This is a genomic window from Sphaerotilus montanus (genome assembly GCF_013410775.1).
In the GTDB taxonomy this organism is placed as follows: Bacteria; Pseudomonadota; Gammaproteobacteria; order Burkholderiales; family Burkholderiaceae_C; genus Sphaerotilus; species Sphaerotilus montanus.
On sequence record NZ_JACCFH010000001.1, the window covers coordinates 4,425,413 to 4,443,928 of the forward strand.

General features: G+C 67.4%; 19 protein-coding genes. 11 read left to right on the forward strand and 8 right to left on the reverse strand.

The genetic code is table 11. The annotated features are described in order from the left end of the window. Positions 1-65: 65 nt before the first annotated feature. Positions 66-1,022, forward strand: a complete 957-nt coding sequence (locus tag BDD16_RS20210) for an IS1595 family transposase (protein ID WP_179632313.1) — start codon at positions 66-68, stop codon at positions 1,020-1,022. Between the two features lie 311 nt (positions 1,023-1,333). Next, entirely contained in the window at positions 1,334-2,575 is a 1,242-nt protein-coding gene (locus BDD16_RS20215) for an RNA-binding domain-containing protein (RefSeq protein WP_179635590.1), read from the forward strand. A 16-nt stretch (positions 2,576-2,591) separates the two neighbouring features. On the opposite strand, the gene BDD16_RS20220 is transcribed toward BDD16_RS20215, so the two are convergent. The 6 genes from BDD16_RS20220 to BDD16_RS20245 all read right to left on the reverse strand — a co-directional run bounded on the left by BDD16_RS20220 (position 2,592) and on the right by BDD16_RS20245 (position 9,665). Then, positions 2,592-3,287, reverse strand: coding sequence for an ABC transporter ATP-binding protein (locus tag BDD16_RS20220; RefSeq protein WP_179635591.1), 696 nt, complete (start codon positions 3,285-3,287; stop codon positions 2,592-2,594). 58 nt (positions 3,288-3,345) lie between these two features. Beyond that, positions 3,346-4,134 (reverse strand): ABC transporter ATP-binding protein, encoded by a 789-nt coding sequence (locus tag BDD16_RS20225; RefSeq protein ID WP_179635592.1) that lies wholly within the window; start codon positions 4,132-4,134, stop codon positions 3,346-3,348. Beyond that, positions 4,131-5,426, reverse strand: a complete 1,296-nt coding sequence (locus BDD16_RS20230; RefSeq protein WP_179635593.1) for a branched-chain amino acid ABC transporter permease — start codon at positions 5,424-5,426, stop codon at positions 4,131-4,133. The genes BDD16_RS20225 and BDD16_RS20230 overlap by 4 nt, the downstream gene beginning before the upstream one ends. A 3-nt stretch (positions 5,427-5,429) precedes the next feature. Beyond that, on the reverse strand, positions 5,430-6,407 hold the full coding sequence (locus BDD16_RS20235; protein ID WP_218898180.1) for a branched-chain amino acid ABC transporter permease: 978 nt from the start codon (positions 6,405-6,407) through the stop codon (positions 5,430-5,432). A gap of 192 nt (positions 6,408-6,599) precedes the next feature. Further along, on the reverse strand, positions 6,600-7,835 hold the full coding sequence (locus BDD16_RS20240) for a branched-chain amino acid ABC transporter substrate-binding protein (protein WP_179636272.1): 1,236 nt from the start codon (positions 7,833-7,835) through the stop codon (positions 6,600-6,602). A 183-nt stretch (positions 7,836-8,018) separates the two neighbouring features. Continuing rightward, complete coding sequence (locus tag BDD16_RS20245) at positions 8,019-9,665, reverse strand: 3-(methylthio)propionyl-CoA ligase (protein ID WP_179635594.1); 1,647 nt, start codon at positions 9,663-9,665, stop codon at positions 8,019-8,021. Between the two features lie 206 nt (positions 9,666-9,871). Between BDD16_RS20245 and BDD16_RS20250 the strand changes: the two genes are divergently transcribed. Genes BDD16_RS20250 through BDD16_RS20270 form a run of 5 tightly spaced genes read left to right on the forward strand, consistent with a single transcriptional unit; the run spans position 9,872 to position 13,627 of the window. Next, positions 9,872-11,398, forward strand: coding sequence for a protein adenylyltransferase SelO (locus tag BDD16_RS20250; RefSeq protein WP_257645034.1), 1,527 nt, complete (start codon positions 9,872-9,874; stop codon positions 11,396-11,398). A 20-nt stretch (positions 11,399-11,418) separates the two neighbouring features. Then, on the forward strand, positions 11,419-11,820 hold the full coding sequence (gene msrB, locus BDD16_RS20255) for a peptide-methionine (R)-S-oxide reductase MsrB (protein WP_179635596.1): 402 nt from the start codon (positions 11,419-11,421) through the stop codon (positions 11,818-11,820). Positions 11,821-11,866: 46 nt separating this feature from the next. Beyond that, the gene (locus tag BDD16_RS20260) at positions 11,867-12,493 is read left to right on the forward strand and encodes a septation protein A (protein ID WP_179635597.1); all 627 of its coding nucleotides are present in this window, start codon (positions 11,867-11,869) and stop codon (positions 12,491-12,493) included. A 2-nt stretch (positions 12,494-12,495) separates the two neighbouring features. Next, entirely contained in the window at positions 12,496-12,771 is a 276-nt protein-coding gene (locus BDD16_RS20265; RefSeq protein WP_179635598.1) for a BolA family protein, read from the forward strand. Positions 12,772-12,817: 46 nt separating this feature from the next. Beyond that, positions 12,818-13,627, forward strand: coding sequence for a peptidylprolyl isomerase (locus BDD16_RS20270; protein WP_179635599.1), 810 nt, complete (start codon positions 12,818-12,820; stop codon positions 13,625-13,627). Here the strand turns inward: BDD16_RS20270 and BDD16_RS20275 are convergent. Continuing rightward, entirely contained in the window at positions 13,614-14,354 is a 741-nt protein-coding gene (locus BDD16_RS20275; protein WP_179635600.1) for an acetyltransferase domain-containing protein, read from the reverse strand. The genes BDD16_RS20270 and BDD16_RS20275 overlap by 14 nt on opposite strands. Positions 14,355-14,399: 45 nt before the next feature. Here BDD16_RS20275 and BDD16_RS20280 point away from each other — a divergent pair, with 45 nt between their 5' ends. From BDD16_RS20280 to BDD16_RS20295, 4 genes are all read left to right on the forward strand, one after another. Next, positions 14,400-14,900, forward strand: a complete 501-nt coding sequence (locus tag BDD16_RS20280) for a thioesterase family protein (RefSeq protein ID WP_179635601.1) — start codon at positions 14,400-14,402, stop codon at positions 14,898-14,900. 1 nt (position 14,901) lies between these two features. Beyond that, entirely contained in the window at positions 14,902-15,903 is a 1,002-nt protein-coding gene (locus BDD16_RS20285; protein WP_179635602.1) for a 2-dehydropantoate 2-reductase, read from the forward strand. 89 nt (positions 15,904-15,992) lie between these two features. Continuing rightward, positions 15,993-17,024: a glycosyltransferase family 2 protein gene (locus tag BDD16_RS20290; RefSeq protein WP_179635603.1), complete on the forward strand. Its 1,032-nt coding sequence runs from the start codon at positions 15,993-15,995 to the stop codon at positions 17,022-17,024. Positions 17,025-17,045: 21 nt separating this feature from the next. Next, positions 17,046-17,993 carry an ATP-grasp fold amidoligase family protein gene (locus BDD16_RS20295; RefSeq protein ID WP_179635604.1) on the forward strand — a complete coding sequence of 316 codons (948 nt, stop codon included), beginning with the start codon at positions 17,046-17,048 and terminating at the stop codon, positions 17,991-17,993. A 20-nt stretch (positions 17,994-18,013) separates the two neighbouring features. Here the strand turns inward: BDD16_RS20295 and BDD16_RS20300 are convergent, their stop codons facing one another. Continuing rightward, on the reverse strand, positions 18,014-18,514 hold the full coding sequence (locus BDD16_RS20300) for a hypothetical protein (RefSeq protein ID WP_179635605.1): 501 nt from the start codon (positions 18,512-18,514) through the stop codon (positions 18,014-18,016). Between the last annotated feature and the right edge of the window lie 2 nt (positions 18,515-18,516).

Below are 18,516 nucleotides of genomic sequence, written 5' to 3' on the forward strand. Positions count from 1 at the left end.
TCAGCAAGGTGCCAACTGACGATCAGGCGTAGCGTAGAAGACAGACCAAGCGCAGGAGCGAGCACATGCCGATGAACCGAATCCAGTTCCAGCAGGGGATGTCGCTGCCAGAGTTCATGGCCAGCTTCGGCACGGAAGAGCAATGCGCCGAGGCGGTCAAGCAGGCGCGCTGGCCGCAGGGCTTCGAGTGCCCGCGCTGCGGCAGTGCGGCGCACTACGTGGTGGGCCACGGGGCGCGCAAGCTGTTCCAGTGCAACGGCTGCCGCCACCAGACATCGCTGACCGCGGGCAGCCTGTTCGCCAGCACCAAGCTGCCACTGAAGACGTGGTTCCTGGCGATCTACCTGCTCAGCCAGGCCAAGACGGGACTGTCGGCGCTGGCGCTCAAGCGGCAGGTGGGCGTGAGCTACCCGACGGCGTGGCTGATGCACCAGAAGATCATGCACGCGATGGCCGAGCGGGTGGACCAGTACCGACTCGACGGCACGGTGCAGCTCGACGATGCCTACCTTGGCGGAGAGCGCAGCGGCGGCAAGGCGGGCCGGGGTTCGGAGAACAAGGTGCCGTTCGTGGCGGCGGTCTCGGTCGATGACCAGGGGCATCCGCAGTACGTCAAGCTCGCGCCGGTGAGCGGCTTCACGCTGGAGGCGGTGGGCCAGTGGGCGCAGGCGGCGCTGATGCCGGGAACGCGGGTGGTCAGCGACGGGCTGGGGTGCTTCGCCGCGGTCACCAGCGCGGGCTGCCTGCACACGCCGATCGTGGTGGGCCAGCGCAAGCCGCGCGAGCTGCCCGAGTTCACCTGGGTCAACACGGTGCTGGGCAACCTGAAGACGACGTTGTCGGGTGCGTTCCATGCGTTCAAGTACCCCAAGTACGCCAGCAGCTATCTGGCAGCGTTCGCCTACCGCTTCAACCGCCGGTTCGACCTGCGCGGGCTGGTGGCTCGGCTCATCATCGATGTCGCGCGGTGCAAGCCTCGGGCTCAGCGGGTCGTTCGGGGGAATGCTGAGGATCGTTGCTAATCAGGAGATAACTTGCTCTATGTCAGCCCGGCATCATTGGATGCATTGAACGTCAGTGGGTTCATCGCCCTCGGCTTGGTAAACGCTGGCGAAGCAACGTGGTCCTTTACGCCATTACGATTCACACGAGTCGTAGGGAAGCTGATAGCGCTATTGAGGCAACCGAATTCTTAATCTGGTAGCTGGGGGCATCTAAACCAGCCCCCGCACCACGCACGATGCGAGTCAGCAGTAGGCGGTCAAAATATTTGATACGTGCGGCGAATTTTCCGATTATTCGAATAGCTCCGAGCCCTGCATCAAATTCCACAATGCTCCCGAACGTACTCCTGCTTCTGCTGCACCAAGGCGAGAACTCCGGCGTCGTATTCAGCCGCGATGACATTCACGCCGAGCAACTGGCCCGCGAGGTGGTGGCACTGGCCAACTTCCAGGGCGGGCGGGTGATCGTCGGGGTCGAGGACGACGGCCAGGTCAGCGGCATTCAGCGGCCCGACCTCGAACGCTGGGTCATGGACACCGTGTTCGGCCGCTTCATCCACCCGCAACTGTTGCCGTACTACGAGGAAATCACGCTCGACAACGGCCAGCGCGTGGCCGTCATCACCGTGCTGACCGGCACCGCCAAGCCCTATGTGCTCCGCCACAACCAGCGCGAAGACATCTACGTGCGCGTCGGCAGCACCTCGCAACTGGCGACACGGGAACAGCAGGCCGCCCTGTTCGCTTCGGGCGGGTTGCTGCATGCCGAGGTGTTGCCCGTGTCCGGCTCCGGTCTGGCCGATCTGGACCGGGCCCGGCTGACGGACTACCTCGGCCGCGTGCTCGACGACGAGGTGCCCGCGACGGACGACGACTGGCACAGCCGGCTCTGCGGCCTGGGGTTCATGACGGAACGGGCGGACGGCCCGCCGGTCTGCACCATCGCCGGCACGGTGCTGTTCGCGCACCGACCGCGCCGGCTGCTGCGTCAAGCGGGGGTGCGTTGGATGGCGTTCGCGGGGAACGACCTGGACTATCAGGCACTGGATGACACCGTGCTTGATGGCCCGCTGGTTGGCCTGTGGTCCCGATCGGCACAGGGGCAGGTGTTCCGCGCACAGCCCGGTCTGATAGAGCAACTGCTGGAGCGCGCTACGCCGTTCCTTTCAACGGAGTCGTCTGAACTCGCCGAAAACCTGCGCCGGGAACGCCACTGGCACTACCCGCCCGACGCCCTGCGGGAGGCGCTGCTCAATGCCTTGGTCCACCGCGACTGGACGCGCCCCGGCGAGGTCGAACTGGTCCGTTTCGGCGACCGGCTGACCCTCACCAGCCCCGGCGCCATGCAGAACTCGATGACCGTGGCCAAGATGCTGGCCGGCCAGCGCTCAGCCCGAAACCCGATCCTCGTCGAGGTGATGCGCGACTACGGGTATGTCGAGGCCCGGGGCATGGGCGTGCGGCGCAAGATCGTGCCGCAGGTGCGGACGCTGGCCGGACGGGACGCGGAATTCGAGGCGACGCAGGACCATGTGCGGCTGACACTGCCGGCAGCCGCGGTCCCTCGGTGAGCCTGGCCCGCGCGGCTCAAACCTCCAGCCACTCCTTGCGAATATAGGCATTCGCCTTCAGCTCCGCCGGCGTCCCCTCGAACACGATCCGCCCGTGCCCCATCAGCAGGCAGCGCTGCGACACCTCCAGCGCGATCGTCAGTTTCTGCTCCACCAGCAGCACGCTGATCCCCCGCCGCTGCAGCTCCCGCAGGTACTCGCCCACCAGTTCGACGATCTTCGGCGCGAGGCCTTCGGTCGGCTCGTCGATCATGATCAGGTCCGGGTCGCCCATCAGCGTGCGGCACAGCGTGAGCATCTGCTGCTCGCCGCCCGAGAGCACGCCGGCCTCGGTGTGCTGGCGTTCCTTGAGGCGCGGGAACATGCCGTACATGTCGTCGAAGGACCAGCGCCCCGATTTCCCGCTGACCTTCTGCCCCAGCATCAGGTTCTGGTGCACCGTGAGCTTGGGGAAGATGTCGCGGTTCTCGGGCACGTAGCCGATGCCGCGGTGGGCGATCTCGTAGGCCTTGCGCCCCAGGAGTTCCTCGCCCTTCCAGCGCACCGAGCCGTGTCCGTCCACCAGGCCCATGACCGTCTTGACCGTGGTCGAGCGCCCCGAGCCGTTGCGGCCGAGCAGCGCGACGATCTCGCCGGGTTCGATGCGCAGCGACACGCCGTGCAGGACGTGGCTCTTGCCGTAATAGGCGTGGAGGTTGTCGATTTCGAGCATGGGGCAGTCGGTGTCGCGGTGGGGTGGGTTCCCGCTTGCGCGGGAATGACGGAGGAGGTTAGTGCCCTTGGGCGAGGACCGAACCGAGGTACGCCTCCTGCACCCGCGGATTGGCGCGCACCGCCTCGGGCGTGTCGAAGGCGATCACCTCGCCGTAGACCAGCACCGCGATCCGGTCCGCCAGACCGAAGACCACGCCCATGTCGTGTTCCACCGTCAGCAGCGTGCGGCCCTCGGTCACCTCGCGGATGAGCTGGATGAAGCGTGTCGTCTCGCCGCGGCTCATGCCGGCAGTCGGCTCGTCCAGCAGCACCACCTGCGAGCCGCCCGCGATGGTCAGTCCGATCTCCAGCGCCCGCTGCTCCGCATAGGTCAGGTTCATCGCCAGCACGTCGCGGCGCTTGTCGAGGTGGAGCTGGTGCAGCAGCTGGTCGGTGCGGTCGTTGGCGTCCTTCAGATCGGACAGGAACTTCCAGAACGCATACCGGTAGCCCAGGCTCCACAGCACCGCGCAGCGGATGTTCTCGAACACGCTCAGCTTCGGGAACAGGTTGCTGACCTGGAAACTGCGCGCCAGCCCCTTGCGGTTGATCTCGTAGGGCGCCTTGCCCTCGATGCGCTCGCCGAACAGGCGGATCTGGCCGCTGGTCGGGACCAGCCGGCCGCTGATCAGGTTGAACAGCGTCGACTTGCCGGCGCCGTTAGGCCCGATGATGGCCACCCGCTCGCCCTGGCGGACCTGCAGTTGCGCGCCGCGGATGATCTGCGTCTTGCCGAAGGACTTGTGGACGTTGTCGAGTTCGACGGCAAAGGGCGCCGCGGATGCGGCAGGGGTGGCAGTGCTCACAGGGCCTCCCGGCGTTTGATTTCCTTCTCGATCTCGCCCTGGGTGTCACCCCACTGGCGAGCGAACTCGCGCCGCGTCAGCTCGAACAGCCCGACGCCGACCAGCATCACGAACACCGCGCCCACCCAGGTGTTCACGCTCTCGGTGTTCAGCGTGGCGCCCAGGTAGCGCAGATCGGGGCCGAGCGCGGCGTTGAGCTGGCGGTGGTAGACCATCTCCACCATCGCGCCGATGCCGACCAGCGCCGCAGCGCCCGTGCCGAACAGGCCGAGGTAGGCCGTCCACAGCCGGCGCAGCTTGCCGAAGGCCGCCACCCGCAGGTTCATCATGATCAGGCTGGCCAGACCGCCCGGCGCATACATCACCATGAACAGGAAGACCAGGCCGAGGTAGAGCAGCCAGGCCGTCGTCAGCTCCGACAGCAGCACCAGCGCGATCACCATCAGGATGGCGCCGAGGATGGGGCCGAAAAAGAAGGTCGCGCCGCCGAGGAACACGAACAGCAGGTAGGCGCCCGAGCGGTGCGCGCCGACGACTTCCGCCGTCACGATCTCGAAGTTCAGCGCGCCCAGCCCGCCGCCGATGCCGGCGAAGAAGCCCGCGATCATGAAGGCGATGTAGCGGATGCGCTGCGTGCTGTAGCCGATGAACTCGACCCGCTCGGGGTTGTCGCGCACGGCGTTGAGCATGCGGCCCAGCGGCGTGCGGGTGAAGGCGTACATCAGCGCGGTGCAGACGAAGCAGTAGACCGCGATGAGGTAGTAGAGCTGGACCTGCGGGCCGAAGGTGATGCCCAGCACCGGCTGGCCGACGACGCGGTTCGACGACACGCCGCCTTCACCGCCGAAGAACTCCGGCAGCATCAGCGACATCGACCAGACCAGCTCGCCCACGCCCATGGTGATCATCGCGAAGGTCGTGCCCGCCTTCTTGGTGGACACATAGCCCAGCAGCGCCGCAAAGGCCAGCCCGCCCAGCCCGCCCACCAGCGGCACCAGGCTCACCGGCAGGCCCAGCGTGCCGGCGCCAACCCGGTTGAGCGTGTGGATCGCCAGGTAGGCGCCGAGGCCGGCGTAGACCGCGTGGCCGAAGCTGAGCATCCCGCCCTGCCCCAGCAGCATGTTGTAGGACAGGCAGATGATGATCGCCACGCCCATCTGCGACAGCATCGTCAGCGCGAAACCGGAGGTCCACAGCGTCGGCGCCAGCAGCAGGACCAGCGCGAAGCCGCCCCAGATGACCCAGCGCCCGACGTTCCATGGCTTGAAATGGAATTCGGAAGGTGTCGACATGCCTCAGCCCTCCCGCGTGCCGAGCAGCCCCTTGGGGCGGAAGATGAGGATGAGCACGAGCAGCAGGTAAGGCAGGATGGGGGCGGCCTGTGCCAGCGTGATGCGCAGCAGCGGCCAGCCCGGGGTGGACGGGCCGATGCCGGCGCCGAAGAGCTGATTGAGCAAGGTGGCGAGCGAGCCGTCCACCGTCAGCGGCAGGGTCTGCAGCAGGCCGACCAGGATCGAGCCGACGAAGGCCCCCGCCAGCGAGCCGATGCCGCCGACCACCACCACCACGAAGATGATGGAGCCGACCACCGCCGCCATCGACGGCTCGGTGATGAAGGTGATGCCGCCGATCACGCCCGCCAGCCCGGCCAGCGCGCAGCCGCTGCCGAACACCAGCATCAGCACCCGCGGCACGTTGTGGCCCAGCGCCTCGGCCATCTCGGGGTGGGTCAGCGCGGCCTGGATGACGAGGCCGATCCGGGTGCGCGTCAGCAAGGCCCACAGCGCCACCAGCATCAGCAGCGCGACCCCCATCATGAACACCCGCGTCATCGGAAACCGCGAGCAGCTCAGGAGGACGCTGGCCGTGTTCTGGCACATCTCGGCCGGCGCCTGGCCCCAGACCAGCCGCATCCCCTCGACCGAGGACTGCACCAGCGTGAAGGCCGAGCCCTGCAGCTGCGTCGGCGGCGTGAACGGCACCGAGGTGCGGCCCCAGATGAGCTGCACCACTTCGAGCAGCACGTAGGACAGCCCGAAGGTGATCAGCAGCTCCGGCACATGCCCGAACTTGTGCACCCGCCGCAGCGCGCCCCGCTCGAACAGTGCGCCCAACGCGCCCACGACGAGCGGTGCGAGCACCAGCGCCGGCCAGAAGCCGACCACGCCGGTGAGCGCATAGCCGATGTAGGCACCGACCATGTAGAAGCTGGCGTGCGCGAAGTTCAGCACGCCCATCATGCTGAAGATCAGCGTCAGGCCCGAACTGAGCATGAACAGCAGCAGCCCGGAGCTGAAACCGTTCAGGAGATTGATGATGAGCTGGTCCACGGCGCCTGGGCGTTCGGTCAAGGTCAATCAATGGGGCGTGGCGGGGCGTCGCACCGAATCCGTTCCGGCGCGACGCTTCCGATCCATTCGCCCGTCATTCCCGCGGAGGCGGGAATCTACCAGTGCGGTTCCGGTTCAGGACGGCCGCTTCATCTGGCAGGACGTCGGCGTGCTGGCCACATAGGGCTCGTACTGCGCCACCGGCACCAGCGTGTAGCCGGTCTTCTCGGGCGAGTAGCTGTACTTGGCGTCTGCCTTCTGCCAGCGCGTGATGAACAGCGTCTGCTGCATCTGGTGGTCGCTCTTGCGCATCTCGACGTCGCCGTTGAAGCTCTTGAACTTCAGCCCTTCGAGCGCCGCCGCCACCTTGACCGGGTCGGTCGATTTGGCCTTGGCCATCGCCTCGCCCAGCGCGGTGTAGATGTGGATCACGCTGCCGGTGTAGAAGTCGGCGTCGAACTTCTTCTGGAACTCGTCGCGCCACTTCTCCATCTGGCCGGGCAGGTGGTAGTGGTTGTAGGACACCTGGAAGACGCGGCCATCGCCCTGGGAGCCGAGCGCGGTCGGCGTGCCGGTGACGCCGGTGTAGTAGGTGAAGAACTTGGCGGTGAGACCCGCTTCGTTGGCCGCCTTGAGCATCAGCGACAGGTCCGACCCCCAGTTGCCGGTGATCACCGTGTCGGCACCGCTGGCCTTGATCTTGGCGATGTAGGGCGCGAAGTCACGCACCTGGGCCAGCGGGTGCAGGTCCTCGCCGACGAACTGCACGTCCGGCCGCTTGCGCGCCATGATCTCCTTGGCGTACTTGGCGACCTGGTGGCCGTGGGCGTAGTTCTGGTTCAGCAGGTAGACCTTCTGGACATCCTTCTGGTCCTTCATGAACGTGGTCAGCGCCTCCATCTTCATGGAGGTGTCGGCGTCCATGCGGAAATGCCAGTAGCTGCACTTGCTGTTGGTCAGGTCCGGGTCCACCGCCGAGTGGTTCAGGTAGAGGACTTCCTTGCCGGGGTTGCGCTCGTTGTGCTTGTTGACCGCATCGATCAGCGCGGCCGCCGCCCCCGAGCCGTTGCCCTGGGTGACGTAGCGGATGCCCTGGTCGATCGCCGCCTTCAGCGCAGTCAGCGACTCGGCGGGACTGAGCTTGTTGTCGAAGGGCACGACCTCGAACTTCACGCCCGCCGGGTTGCCCGCACCGCCGAGCTTCTCGGCGAAGAAGCGGAAGCTGTTGACCTGGTTCTGGCCGACCGGGCCCATCAGGCCGGTCAGCGGGTCGATCCAGGCGATCTTGACCGTCTCGCCTTTCTGTGCCAATGCGGCCGAAGCGAACATCGTCATTGCCGCCAGGGCACCAGCCTGGAGCACCAGGCCCATCGGCTGAACTCGGGTGTGAACGCGGATCGTCATGTCGAAGTCTCCTTGCTTGCACCGGTGCATCCGGCTGCGTGTCGAGATGGTGCGGCAAGCCTTGTCATTGCCGCGTCAGGGACTACCACTATCGCCTGTCGCGATCGGGACAAGGCCGTCCGGACCCGCGCCCGGACGGTTGGCAGCCGTTCAGATCGTCGGCAGCACGTAGTGCTTGAACTGCTCGCGCAGCTTGAGTTTCTGCAGCTTGCCGGTGGCGGTGTGCGGCAGTTCATCGACGAAGACGACGTCGTCCGGGATCTGCCACTTGGCGATACGGCCGTCGTAGAACGCCAGCAGCTCGTCCCGTGTCACCGACTGCCCCGCCTTGCGCACGACCACCAGCAGCGGGCGCTCGTCCCACTTCGGATGGGCGCAGGAGATGGCCGCTGCCTCCATCACCGAGGGGTGGGCCATGGCGACGTTTTCCAGGTCAATCGAGCTGATCCACTCGCCGCCGGACTTGATGACGTCCTTGCTGCGGTCGGTGATCTGCATGAAGCCGTCGGCGTCGATGGTCGCGACGTCGCCGGTGGGGAACCAGTCCTGCCCGCCGATCTGCTGCAGCGGCGATTCCGGGCGCCCCATGTAGCCATTGACGACCCACTGACCGCGCACCACCAGGTCGCCCGTGGTCTTGCCGTCCCAGGGCTGCTCGGTGCCGTCGTCGCCGACGATGGCCATGTCGATGCCGTAGATGACGCGGCCCTGCTTCTCCAGCAGGCGGTGCTGCGCCTCGGGCGACAGTGACTTGTGCTTCGCCTTGAGCTTGGACAGCGTGCCCAGCGGCGACAGCTCGGTCATGCCCCAGGCGTGGATCACCTCCAGCCCGAACTCGTCTTCCAGCGTGCGCATCATCGACGGCGGGCAGGCGGAGCCGCCGATGACCGTGCGCTTCAGGCTCGTGACCTTCAGGTTGTTGGCCTTCATGAAGTTGATCGCGCCCAGCCACACGGTCGGCACCCCCGCGCTGAAGGTGACCTGCTCGGACTCGAACAGCTCGTACAGCGACTTGCCATCCAGGTGCGGTCCCGGGAACACCAGCTTGGCGCCCACCATGGCGGCGCTGTACGGCAGGCCCCAGGCGTTGACGTGGAACATCGGCACGACCGGCAGGATCACGTCGCTGGAGGAGCAGTCCATCGCATCCGGCATGGTCGACGCGAAGGCGTGGAGGATGGTCGAGCGGTGGCTGTAGACGGCGCCCTTGGGGTTACCGGTGGTGCCCGAGGTGTAGCAGATGCTGGACGCCGACATCTCGTCGAAGACCGGCCAGGCGTAGTCGCCGTTCTCGGCCTCGACCAGTTCCTCGTAGCACAGCAGGTTCGGCAGGCCGGTCTGCGCGGGCATGTGGGCCCGGTCGGTCATCAGCACGAAGTGCTGCACGGTCGGCATGTGCGCGGCCAGCTTCTCGACCAGCGGCAGGAAGGTCAGATCGAAGCAGAGCACGCGGTCCGCCGCATCGCCCACGATCCAGGCGATCTGTTCGGGGAACAGGCGCGGGTTGATGGTGTGGCAGACCAGCTGCGAGCCGGAGGTACCGTAATAGAGCTCGAAGTGCCGGTAGCCGTTCCACGCCAGCGTGCCGACGCGGTCACCGGCCACGCAGCCCAGCCGCGCCATCGCCTGCGCCACCTTGCGGCTGCGCAGTTCGGCCTCGCGGTAGGTGGTGCGGTGCAGGTCGCCTTCGACGCGCTTGGAGACGATCTCGGTGTCGGCGGCATGCCGGGCGGCATGCACCAGCAGCGACGAGATCATCAGCGGCATCGTCATCATCTGGCCCATCAGGGTGCTCATGGTCGGGGTCCTTCTTGGTTGGAGTCTTCGGGGAGCGGAAAACGGGGAGCGGGGACTGGTACGCAATCCATTCGACTATAGAAAATCCCCCCGATCGCGGTCCTAGCGTTTAACCCTCGTCCAATGTCGCCAGGATGACTTCACCGGCGCACACCGGGATGCCCCTGCCCGCCACCCCCGCGGGACCGGCTGGCTACACTGCCGCCATGAACGCTGCGCAGCCCCTGGACCGCCTCCCCTTCGAGCCTGCGCACCTGCGCTGGCGCAACCGCTACACCAGCATGGGCCTGCCGTTTGCCCACCGGCAGCCCGGCCAGGCGCTGCCGAACCCGCGGTGGGTCGCGGTCAGCGACGCCGCATCGGCGGACCTGGGCTGGCCGACCGACTGGTGGCAGCACCCAGGCGCGCTGGACGCCTTCAGCGCCGGCACCCCCTGGCCCGGCATGGACACGGCCGCGACGGTCTACAGCGGCCACCAGTTCGGCGTCTGGGCGGGCCAGCTGGGCGACGGCCGTGCGCTGCTGCTCGGCGAGGTCGAGACCCCGGACGGCGCGCGCGAGCTGCAGCTCAAGGGCAGCGGCATGACGCCCTACTCCCGGCGCGCCGATGGCCGGGCCGTGCTGCGCTCGTCGATCCGCGAGTTCCTGTGTTCCGAGGCGATGCACGCGCTCGGCATCCCCACGACCCGCGCGCTGGCGCTGACCGCGTCCGACCTGCCGGTGCGCCGCGAGCGCGCGGAAACCGCCGCCGTGGTCACGCGGGTCGCGCCGAGCTTCGTGCGCTTCGGGCACTTCGAGCACTTCTGCCACCACGTGCGCGATGGCGACTACACCGCGCTGCGCCGCCTGGCCGACTTTGTCATCGACCACCATTACCCGGCCTGCCGCGAGGCGGCGCAACCCGTCGCGGCGATGCTGGCCGAGGTCGCGCGCCGCACCGCGGGCCTGCTGGCGGACTGGCAGGCGGTCGGGTTCTGCCACGGCGTGATGAACACGGACAACCTGTCCATCCTCGGCCTGACGATCGACTACGGCCCCTTCGGCTTCCTCGACGGCTTCGATCCGATGCACGTCTGCAACCACTCGGACGAACAGGGCCGCTACGCCTATGCGCGCCAGCCGCAGGTCGCCTACTGGAACCTGCGCGCGCTGGCGCAGGCGCTGGTGCCGCTGATCGACGGCGACAAGGAGCAGATCGGCGCGGTGCTGAGCGATGCGCTCTCCGTCTATCCCGACACCTTCACCCGCCAGCTCGGCCAGCGCATGCGCGCCAAGCTCGGCCTGGCCACCGAACAGGATGGCGACCAGACGCTGATCGACGACCTGATGCGCTTGATGGCCCGCCACCAGACCGACTACACGCTGACCTGGCGGCTGCTGGCCGACCACCGGATCGGCGCAGTCGGCCCCGTGGCACCGGAGCCGGTGCGCGACCTGTTTCTCGACGGCGAAGGCTTCGACGCCTGGATCGTCCGCTACGACGAGCGCCTGCGCGCCGAAGGCAGCATGGACGCCGAACGGCGCGCGCGCATGCAGGCGGTCAACCCGCGCTACATCCTGCGCAACCACCTGGCCGAAACCGCGATCCGGCTGGCCGAAGCGGGCGACTACAGCGAGGTGCAGCGCCTGCACCGGGCCCTGAGCCGGCCGTTCGACGAGCAGCCGGAACACGCCGCCTACGCCGAGCTGCCGCCCGCCTGGGCCAGCTCGCTCGAAATCTCCTGCTCATCCTGATTGATCCACGGAGTCCCGCCATGACCTACCCGATCACCAAGACCGACGCCGAATGGCGTGCCCTGCTCGACAGCACCCAGTTCGCCGTCACCCGCCAGTCCGCCACCGAGCGCGCCTTCAGCGGCAAGTACTGGAACCACTGGGCCGACGGCACCTACCGCTGCGTCTGCTGCGCTGCGCTGCTGTTCGATGCGGACACCAAGTTCGACGCCGGCTGCGGCTGGCCGAGCTTCAGCGCCGAGATCGGACAGGGCCGCATCGAGCGGATCACGGACCGCAGCCACGGCATGGTGCGCGTCGAGGTCCGGTGCCAACAATGTGGCGCCCACCTCGGTCATGTCTTCGATGACGGGCCGGCTCCCTCAGGCGAGCGGTACTGCATCAACTCGGCTTCTATAGACTTCAGCCCCGACGCAGCCTGACCTTCCAGGCGCCACACCGAACGAAGCCCGTCTCGTCTGATCCCCGATGAAAATATTCCTCGACTTCCTGCCCATCGTCCTGTTCTTCCTGACCTTCAACCAGGCAGAGAAACGGGCCGACGAGGCCGCCGCCCTCGCCACCGACTGGTTCGGTTTCATGATCTCCGGGGGCACGGTCGGGGCCAAGGAGGCGCCGGTGCTGCTGGCCACCGTGGTCGTCATCCTGGCCACCTTCGCCCAGGTGCTCTACCTGAAGCTGCGCGGCCAGAAAGTCGACACGATGCTGTGGATCAGCCTGGGGCTGGTGACGGTCATGGGCGGCGCGACCATCTACTTCCACAACGACACCTTCATCAAGTGGAAGCCGAGCGTGCTGTACTGGGTGATGGCGGCCGCGTTCTGGCTCAGCCCGATCCTGGCCAACAAGAACCTGCTCAAGCTCATGATGGGCGAGCAGGTCGATCTGCCCGCCTTCGCCTGGCGCAACCTGAACCTGGCCTGGATCGCCTTCTTCAGCTTCATGGGCGTGCTCAACCTCTGGGTGGCCTACCACTACGACACCAGCACCTGGGTCTCGTTCAAGTCCTTCGGGGGCATGGGCCTGATGTTCGTGTTCATGGTCGCTCAAGGTTTCTACCTGACGCGCCACCTAAAGTCGCCGGACGGAGAGTGAGCATGAGCGCCAACCACACACCGGGCGTCTCGGCCCTCGCCATCGAGCAGGCGCTGCAGCAGCGTCTGAACCCCATCGGGCTGGAGGTCATCGACGAAAGTCACCTCCACGCCGGGCATGCCGGAGCGGCTTCCGGACGGCATTTCCGGGTCCGCGTCCGCTCGGAACGGTTCGCCGGTCTGACCCGGATTGCCCGACATCGGCTTGTGTATGATGCCGTCGCCGAGTTGATCCCCCAGGGCATCCACGCGTTGGCCATCGAAGCCGAAACAGCCTGAACCAGCGCCGATGTCCGTCCTCTGTTTTCAAAAGGTTCCGCACTCCATGAAGAAGCTCTCGTTCGCCGTGTCCGCCGTTGCCCTCGCGGCTGCCCTGCTGCCGGCGCTGGCCTCGGCCCAGAACATCGCCATCGTCAATGGCAAGGCGGTGCCCAAGGCGCGCTTCGAATCGTTCATGACCCAGGTCACCAAGCAGGGCAACCAGCCCCGCACCCCGGAACTGGAAAATCAGGTCAAGGACGAACTCGTGCTGCGCGAAATCTTCGTGCAGGAAGCCGAAGCCCGCGGCCTGCAGCGCAGCGAGGAATACCGCAGCCAGATGGACGTCGCGCGCCAGAGCCTGCTGATCCGCGAGCTGTTCAACGACTACCAGAAGAAGAACGCCGTCAGCGACGCCGAGCTCAAGGCCGAGTACGACAAGCTCAAGGGGGCTGGCGGCGGTGGCAACGAGTACCGCGCGCGCCACATCCTGGTCGAGAAGGAAGACGAGGCCAAGGCCCTGATCGCCCAGCTCAAGGCCGGCGCCAAGTTCGAAGACCTGGCCAAGGCCAACTCCAAGGATCCGGGCTCGGCACCGAACGGTGGCGATCTGGACTGGGCGGCACCGGGCAACTTCGTCCCCGAGTTCTCGCAGGCGATGGTGAAGCTCGAAAAGGGCAAGTTCACCGAGACCGCGGTGAAGAGCCAGTTCGGCTACCACATCATCCAGCTCGACGACTCGCGCGCTGCGACCTTCCCGAGCCTGGAAGAAGTCAAGCCGCAGCTCTCGCAGCGTCTGCAGCAGGCCAAGATGACCAAGTTCCGCGAGGACCTGAAGGCCAAGGCCAAGACCGACTACAAGTTCAGCGCGCAGTAAGTCCAGCGCAGGACGTCCAGGCCAGCACCAGCCCGATCAGCACCGGCTGGTGCACCATGTAGTAACTCAGCGACCACCGCCCGAGCCGCGCCAGCGGCTGCAGCACCGCCGGCAACCGGCCCTGCAACACCATCGGGTGGTGTGTCAGCAGCCACTGTCCGGCACCCAGCCCGACCGCCACCACCCCCAGCCACGGCAGCAGCGGCACGTAGTCCTCCGTGATCGGCTTGCGGGTGACGAGCCCGACCCAGTTGGTCCAGCGGGTATCGAACACCGGATGCGCGACACCAGACGCCAGCCCGATCGCCGCCAGCCCCAGCAGCAGCCAGCCCCAGTCCGGCAGCCGCACGAAGCGCACGACCAGCAGCGACACCGCCACCGCGTGCAGCACGCCGAAGCTGATCCAGCTGTGCGGAAACATCAGCGCTGATCCGGCGCTCACGAGCACCGCACACCCCGCCACCCGCCACCAGCGCCGCCAGAAGCGATCGGCCGGCGTGCCCTGCGCCTGGGCCACCGCCTGCGAGAGCCCGACACAGGTCAGGAACAGCGTGACGATGCACAGGCGCTGCCACGTCCAGAACGGGTCGGCGTAGAAATTCTGGCGCGGGATGAGCCGGAACTGGTTCAGGTCGAAGCTGAAATGGAACACGGTCATCCAGACCATCGCCAGGCCGCGCAAGGCGTCCAGCCGGTCCAGGCGGTCAGATCGAACAGGGAGCGTCATGCACGTGACGATAGCGCAGCCACACCGCCCGCTACCATCCCGGGCATGCCCCACACGTCCCACGCCCAGCCCCCCCGCCGCCGCAGCGCCGAAGAACAAGCCCGCCTCCACCAGGCCATCACCGAACTCTGGGAACAGCGCATCACCTTCAACACCGTGCTCGGGCTGAAGGTCGAGTCGCTGGATCCGGCCTCCCCGCGCCTGCGCTTCGACATGCGCCCGGAACTGGTCGGCCATTTCCTCTACGGACGCCTGCACGGCGGCGTGATCTCTGCCGCGCTGGACGCCATGGGCGGTTTTGCGCTCACCACCGCCATCGGCGAAAAACACCCCGACGAGACCGCCGACCAGGTCCTGCACCGCTTCGGCCGCATGGGCACGATCGACCTGCGCATCGACTACCTGCGCCAGGGCATCGGCCAGCACTTCATCGCCACGGCCGAGGTGACGCGGCTGGGGGGCCGCGTCGGCTCCACCCAGATGCGCCTGCACAACGATGCAGGCGTGCTGATCGCCACCGGGGCCGCGGCCTACATCGTGAGCTGACATGAAGAACATCTGCATCATCGGCGCCGGCTCGATCGGCGGTTTCATCGGGACCCGGCTCGCTGCCACCGGCCAGACCGCCGTGAGCGCCATCGCACGCGGCGCCACGCTCGACGCGCTGCGCACCCACGGCTGGCGGCTGCGCCAGGGCGACCGGCTGCTGCAGGCCCCCGTCGCCGCGGCCTCGGCGCAGGCGGCCGATCTGGGCGTGCAGGACCTGGTCATCATCGCCGTCAAGGGTCCGGCGCTGTCGCAGGTCGCGCGCGACATCGCACCGCTGCTGGGCCCGGACACCGTGGTGCTGCCGGCGATGAACGGCGTGCCGTGGTGGTTCATCGAGGGCCGGGCCGGTCTGGGCGATGCGCCGCTGAACAGCGTCGATCCGGGTGGCCTCATCCGCGCCGCCATTCCGCTGCGCCACGTACTGGGCTGTGTCGTGCACGCCAGCACCGCGTCACCGGAACCAGGGCTGGTGCAGCACCGCATGGGTCAAGGGCTGATCGTCGGCGAGCCGCTCGGCGGACATTCGGATCGGTGCGCAAAGGTCGCAGCGCTGCTCGCGGCCGCCGGATTCGAGGTCACGGACTCGGCCGACGTGCGGGCGGACATCTGGTACAAGCTCTGGGGCAATCTGACGATGAACCCCATCTCGGCCCTCACTGGCGCCACCATCGACCGCGTCCTGGCCGATCCGCTGACCCGCCAGTTCTGCACCGACGCCATGGCCGAAGCGGCGCTGATCGGCGAGCGCATCGGCTGTCACATCGCGCAGCGCCCCGAGGACCGGCACCTGGTCACCGCCAGGCTCGGTGCGTTCAAGACCTCCATGCTCCAGGACGTCGAAGCCGGCCGGCCGATCGAGCTGGACGCCATCGTCACCGCCGTGCGGGAAATCGGTCAACGTGTCGGCCTCCCGACGCCGCAGATCGACGTGCTGCTCGGCCTGACCCGGCTGTTCGCGCGGGTCCACGGCCTGTATCCGGAGGCCGCCGCCCCCACCTGAACCCCTTTGTTCAGGCGCCCGCGCTGCCCGAGACACGGGAGCAACATTCGCATGCCAAAACAGTATCCTTCTGTAACTACTGAATTTGTATGCGAATCTCCATCCTCATCAACAACTTCAATTACGCCCGGTTCCTCGGCGACGCGATCGACAGCGCGCTCGCCCAGGCCGGTCCGGACGTGGAGGTCATCGTCTGTGACGATGCCTCGACGGACCACTCGTGGGAAGTGATCGCGGGATACGGCACACGCATCCGGTCCTGGCGCAGCCCGCACAACCTGGGGCAGGCGTCGGCCATGAACGCGGGGATGTCGATGAGCTCCGGCGAGTGGGTCCTGTTCCTGGACGCCGATGACCGTCTGGCCCCGGATGCGCTGGCGGTCTGCCGGACGCTGATGGCCGAGGATGTCGCCAAGATCCAGTTCCCGCTCCAGTGCATCACCGAGGACGGCCGCCCCATGGGTCGCCAGATTCCCTACCTGCTGCACGAGGGCGATGTCCGGCCGCTGATCCAGCGCTTCGGTACCTACGGCGGTCCGCCGTCGAGTGGCAACCTGTACCGGCGCTCGGCGATCGCCCGCTATTTCCCGCTCGATACCCCCGCCTGGCGCCGGGCGGCGGATACACCCCCATTCCTCCTGAGTGCCTTCAACGGTCGGGTCGTCAACGCGCCCCGACCGCTCGGCGGCTACCGCATCCACTCGTCGGCCAACCGGGCGCGCGGCTGCTTCGGCAACATCTCTGCCCGCCATGGCGACATGCTGCGCATCGAGGCCCACCGGCGCAGCACCACGCTGGCGCTGCTGGCCCGCCACGACGGCATCGTCCTCGACAGCCCGCCCCTGCACGCCCCGTGGAACCTGCGCACCCGCGCGCTGTCCCTGCGCACCGAACCCGAACGCCACCCCTATCCCGAAGACACCCTGGCCTCCCTCCTGCGGATGCAGGCGCACTCGCTGGCCGCCTGCCCTGGCTACACCTGGTCCGAACGCCGCGCCGCACAGCTCTGGCTGCTCGTGGTGCTGCTGGTGCCCACGTCCTGGGCGCCCCGCATCGCCATCTCCAACACCTCCGGGCGGATCCGGCGCTGGTTCCGGAGCGTGCGCACCCACGTGGTCTGACACGGGTGCCACGGCTACCGCATGGACCATCCGCGCACTGTTGCGTTCCAGCACACCGCTGCGAACCGGCCCTCGCTGTCAGCGCGGGCCCGGCACCTCCTGTCCCGCCTGCTCGGCATCCGCAGGCCGGATCTGCTGCTGGCCCGCTGGCTCGGCGCACGCCTGTCAGACCGCCACTACCTGGCCATCGGCTACCGGCTCTACCTCGGCGCGTGGCCGGACTATGACCAGCCACGCACGATCAACGAACACATCCACGCCTACATGCTGCGCTGCCGCTCGCCGCTGCTGCACATGGCCGCCGACAAGGCACTGACACGCGACCACGTCGCCCGCACCGTCGGCACGCAGTACCTCGTGCCGGTGATCGGCCTTTGGCCGGACGCTGCACGGGTCCCGATCGAGCGCCTGCCCCGCCCCTGCGTGCTCAAACCGACGGTGGGCAGCGGTCAGGTGCTGTTCCTGCGGGATGGCGAGGACATCGACGTGTGCCAGATCCGCCTGACGCTGCAGCGCTGGCTGGACACTGAATACAGCCGCGTGAACCGCGAGTGGTGCTACGAGGGGCTGCACGGCAAAGTCATCGCCGAGACCTTGCTGACGGACGACCGGGGGACGGTGCCTGCGGACTACAAGCTCTACGTGATCGGTGGCGCGGTGCGTTTCATCCAGGTCGACCGGGGCCGCTTCTGCCACCACACGCGCAACCTCTACGACACCGACTGGCAACTGCTGCCAGCGCGCCTCTCGCTGGAGAACCACGCGCCCGATCCACGCCCGGCCTGTCTGGCCGAGATGATCGACATCACGCTGCGGCTGGCGCAGTGCTTCGAGTTCCTGCGGGTGGACTGCTACGTGGTCGGTGGCCGGCTGTACGTGGGGGAGCTGACCAACTACCCCGGCGCCGGCTTCGAGCGCTTCATTCCCCACGCGTTCGCGCTGGAACTTGGCGCTCACTGGCGGCGGTAGCGGTTCAGCGGTTCACGCGTTCAACGGCTGGAGGGCCGCGCAAACTCCGACTCGACCCACGCCAGCGCAGACGCCCCGTTCAGCTTGAACGCCGGCGACACCCGCACCCGGGCCAGCTCGCCCCCATCGGCATCGAAGGCGCTGAGCGTGGCGTTCGGCTCGAACTCGTCGGGCACGATGTCCAGCGTCACCAGCACCCGACCGTGGTCGGTCGAGACATAGGCGCTCTTGTGCAGCTGGGCATGGAGCTGCTGCTCGTGGCGGCGCAGCACCTCGGACGCGGTCTTCACCCAGGTGTTGAACGCCGCCATGTCGAGCGGCTTCGGGTTCTTCTTGTCGCGGCCCATGGTCCACGGGGCCACGAGTGCAGGCTCGGACTCGCCGTGGCGGGTCATTGACACCGCCCAGCCCTCGTCGCCCTCGTTCCTGATGACCTTGGCGGTCCAGACCTCGTCGCGCCACAGGCGCGGGGACTGGACCGGGGCAAACGGGTCTTCTTCGACTTCCGAAGCGTCGCTCATGC

What these genes read in the sequence shown, in the direction of transcription:
- BDD16_RS20210 (WP_179632313.1), top strand. Translation starts at nt 66, where the DNA reads ATGCCGATGAACCGAATCCAGTTCCAGCAGGGGATGTCGCTGCCAGAG.
- BDD16_RS20215 (WP_179635590.1), top strand. Translation starts at nt 1,334, where the DNA reads ATGCTCCCGAACGTACTCCTGCTTCTGCTGCACCAAGGCGAGAACTCC.
- BDD16_RS20220 (WP_179635591.1), bottom strand. Translation starts at nt 3,287, where the DNA reads ATGCTCGAAATCGACAACCTCCACGCCTATTACGGCAAGAGCCACGTC.
- BDD16_RS20230 (WP_179635593.1), bottom strand. Translation starts at nt 5,426, where the DNA reads ATGTCGACACCTTCCGAATTCCATTTCAAGCCATGGAACGTCGGGCGC.
- BDD16_RS20235 (WP_218898180.1), bottom strand. Translation starts at nt 6,407, where the DNA reads ATGCTCAGTTCGGGCCTGACGCTGATCTTCAGCATGATGGGCGTGCTG.
- BDD16_RS20240 (WP_179636272.1), bottom strand. Translation starts at nt 7,835, where the DNA reads ATGGGCCTGGTGCTCCAGGCTGGTGCCCTGGCGGCAATGACGATGTTC.
- BDD16_RS20245 (WP_179635594.1), bottom strand. Translation starts at nt 9,665, where the DNA reads ATGAGCACCCTGATGGGCCAGATGATGACGATGCCGCTGATGATCTCG.
- BDD16_RS20250 (WP_257645034.1), top strand. Translation starts at nt 9,872, where the DNA reads ATGAACGCTGCGCAGCCCCTGGACCGCCTCCCCTTCGAGCCTGCGCAC.
- msrB (WP_179635596.1), top strand. Translation starts at nt 11,419, where the DNA reads ATGACCTACCCGATCACCAAGACCGACGCCGAATGGCGTGCCCTGCTC.
- BDD16_RS20260 (WP_179635597.1), top strand. Translation starts at nt 11,867, where the DNA reads ATGAAAATATTCCTCGACTTCCTGCCCATCGTCCTGTTCTTCCTGACC.
- BDD16_RS20265 (WP_179635598.1), top strand. Translation starts at nt 12,496, where the DNA reads ATGAGCGCCAACCACACACCGGGCGTCTCGGCCCTCGCCATCGAGCAG.
- BDD16_RS20270 (WP_179635599.1), top strand. Translation starts at nt 12,818, where the DNA reads ATGAAGAAGCTCTCGTTCGCCGTGTCCGCCGTTGCCCTCGCGGCTGCC.
- BDD16_RS20275 (WP_179635600.1), bottom strand. Translation starts at nt 14,354, where the DNA reads ATGACGCTCCCTGTTCGATCTGACCGCCTGGACCGGCTGGACGCCTTG.
- BDD16_RS20280 (WP_179635601.1), top strand. Translation starts at nt 14,400, where the DNA reads ATGCCCCACACGTCCCACGCCCAGCCCCCCCGCCGCCGCAGCGCCGAA.
- BDD16_RS20285 (WP_179635602.1), top strand. Translation starts at nt 14,902, where the DNA reads ATGAAGAACATCTGCATCATCGGCGCCGGCTCGATCGGCGGTTTCATC.
- BDD16_RS20290 (WP_179635603.1), top strand. Translation starts at nt 15,993, where the DNA reads ATGCGAATCTCCATCCTCATCAACAACTTCAATTACGCCCGGTTCCTC.
- BDD16_RS20295 (WP_179635604.1), top strand. Translation starts at nt 17,046, where the DNA reads ATGGACCATCCGCGCACTGTTGCGTTCCAGCACACCGCTGCGAACCGG.
- BDD16_RS20300 (WP_179635605.1), bottom strand. Translation starts at nt 18,514, where the DNA reads ATGAGCGACGCTTCGGAAGTCGAAGAAGACCCGTTTGCCCCGGTCCAG.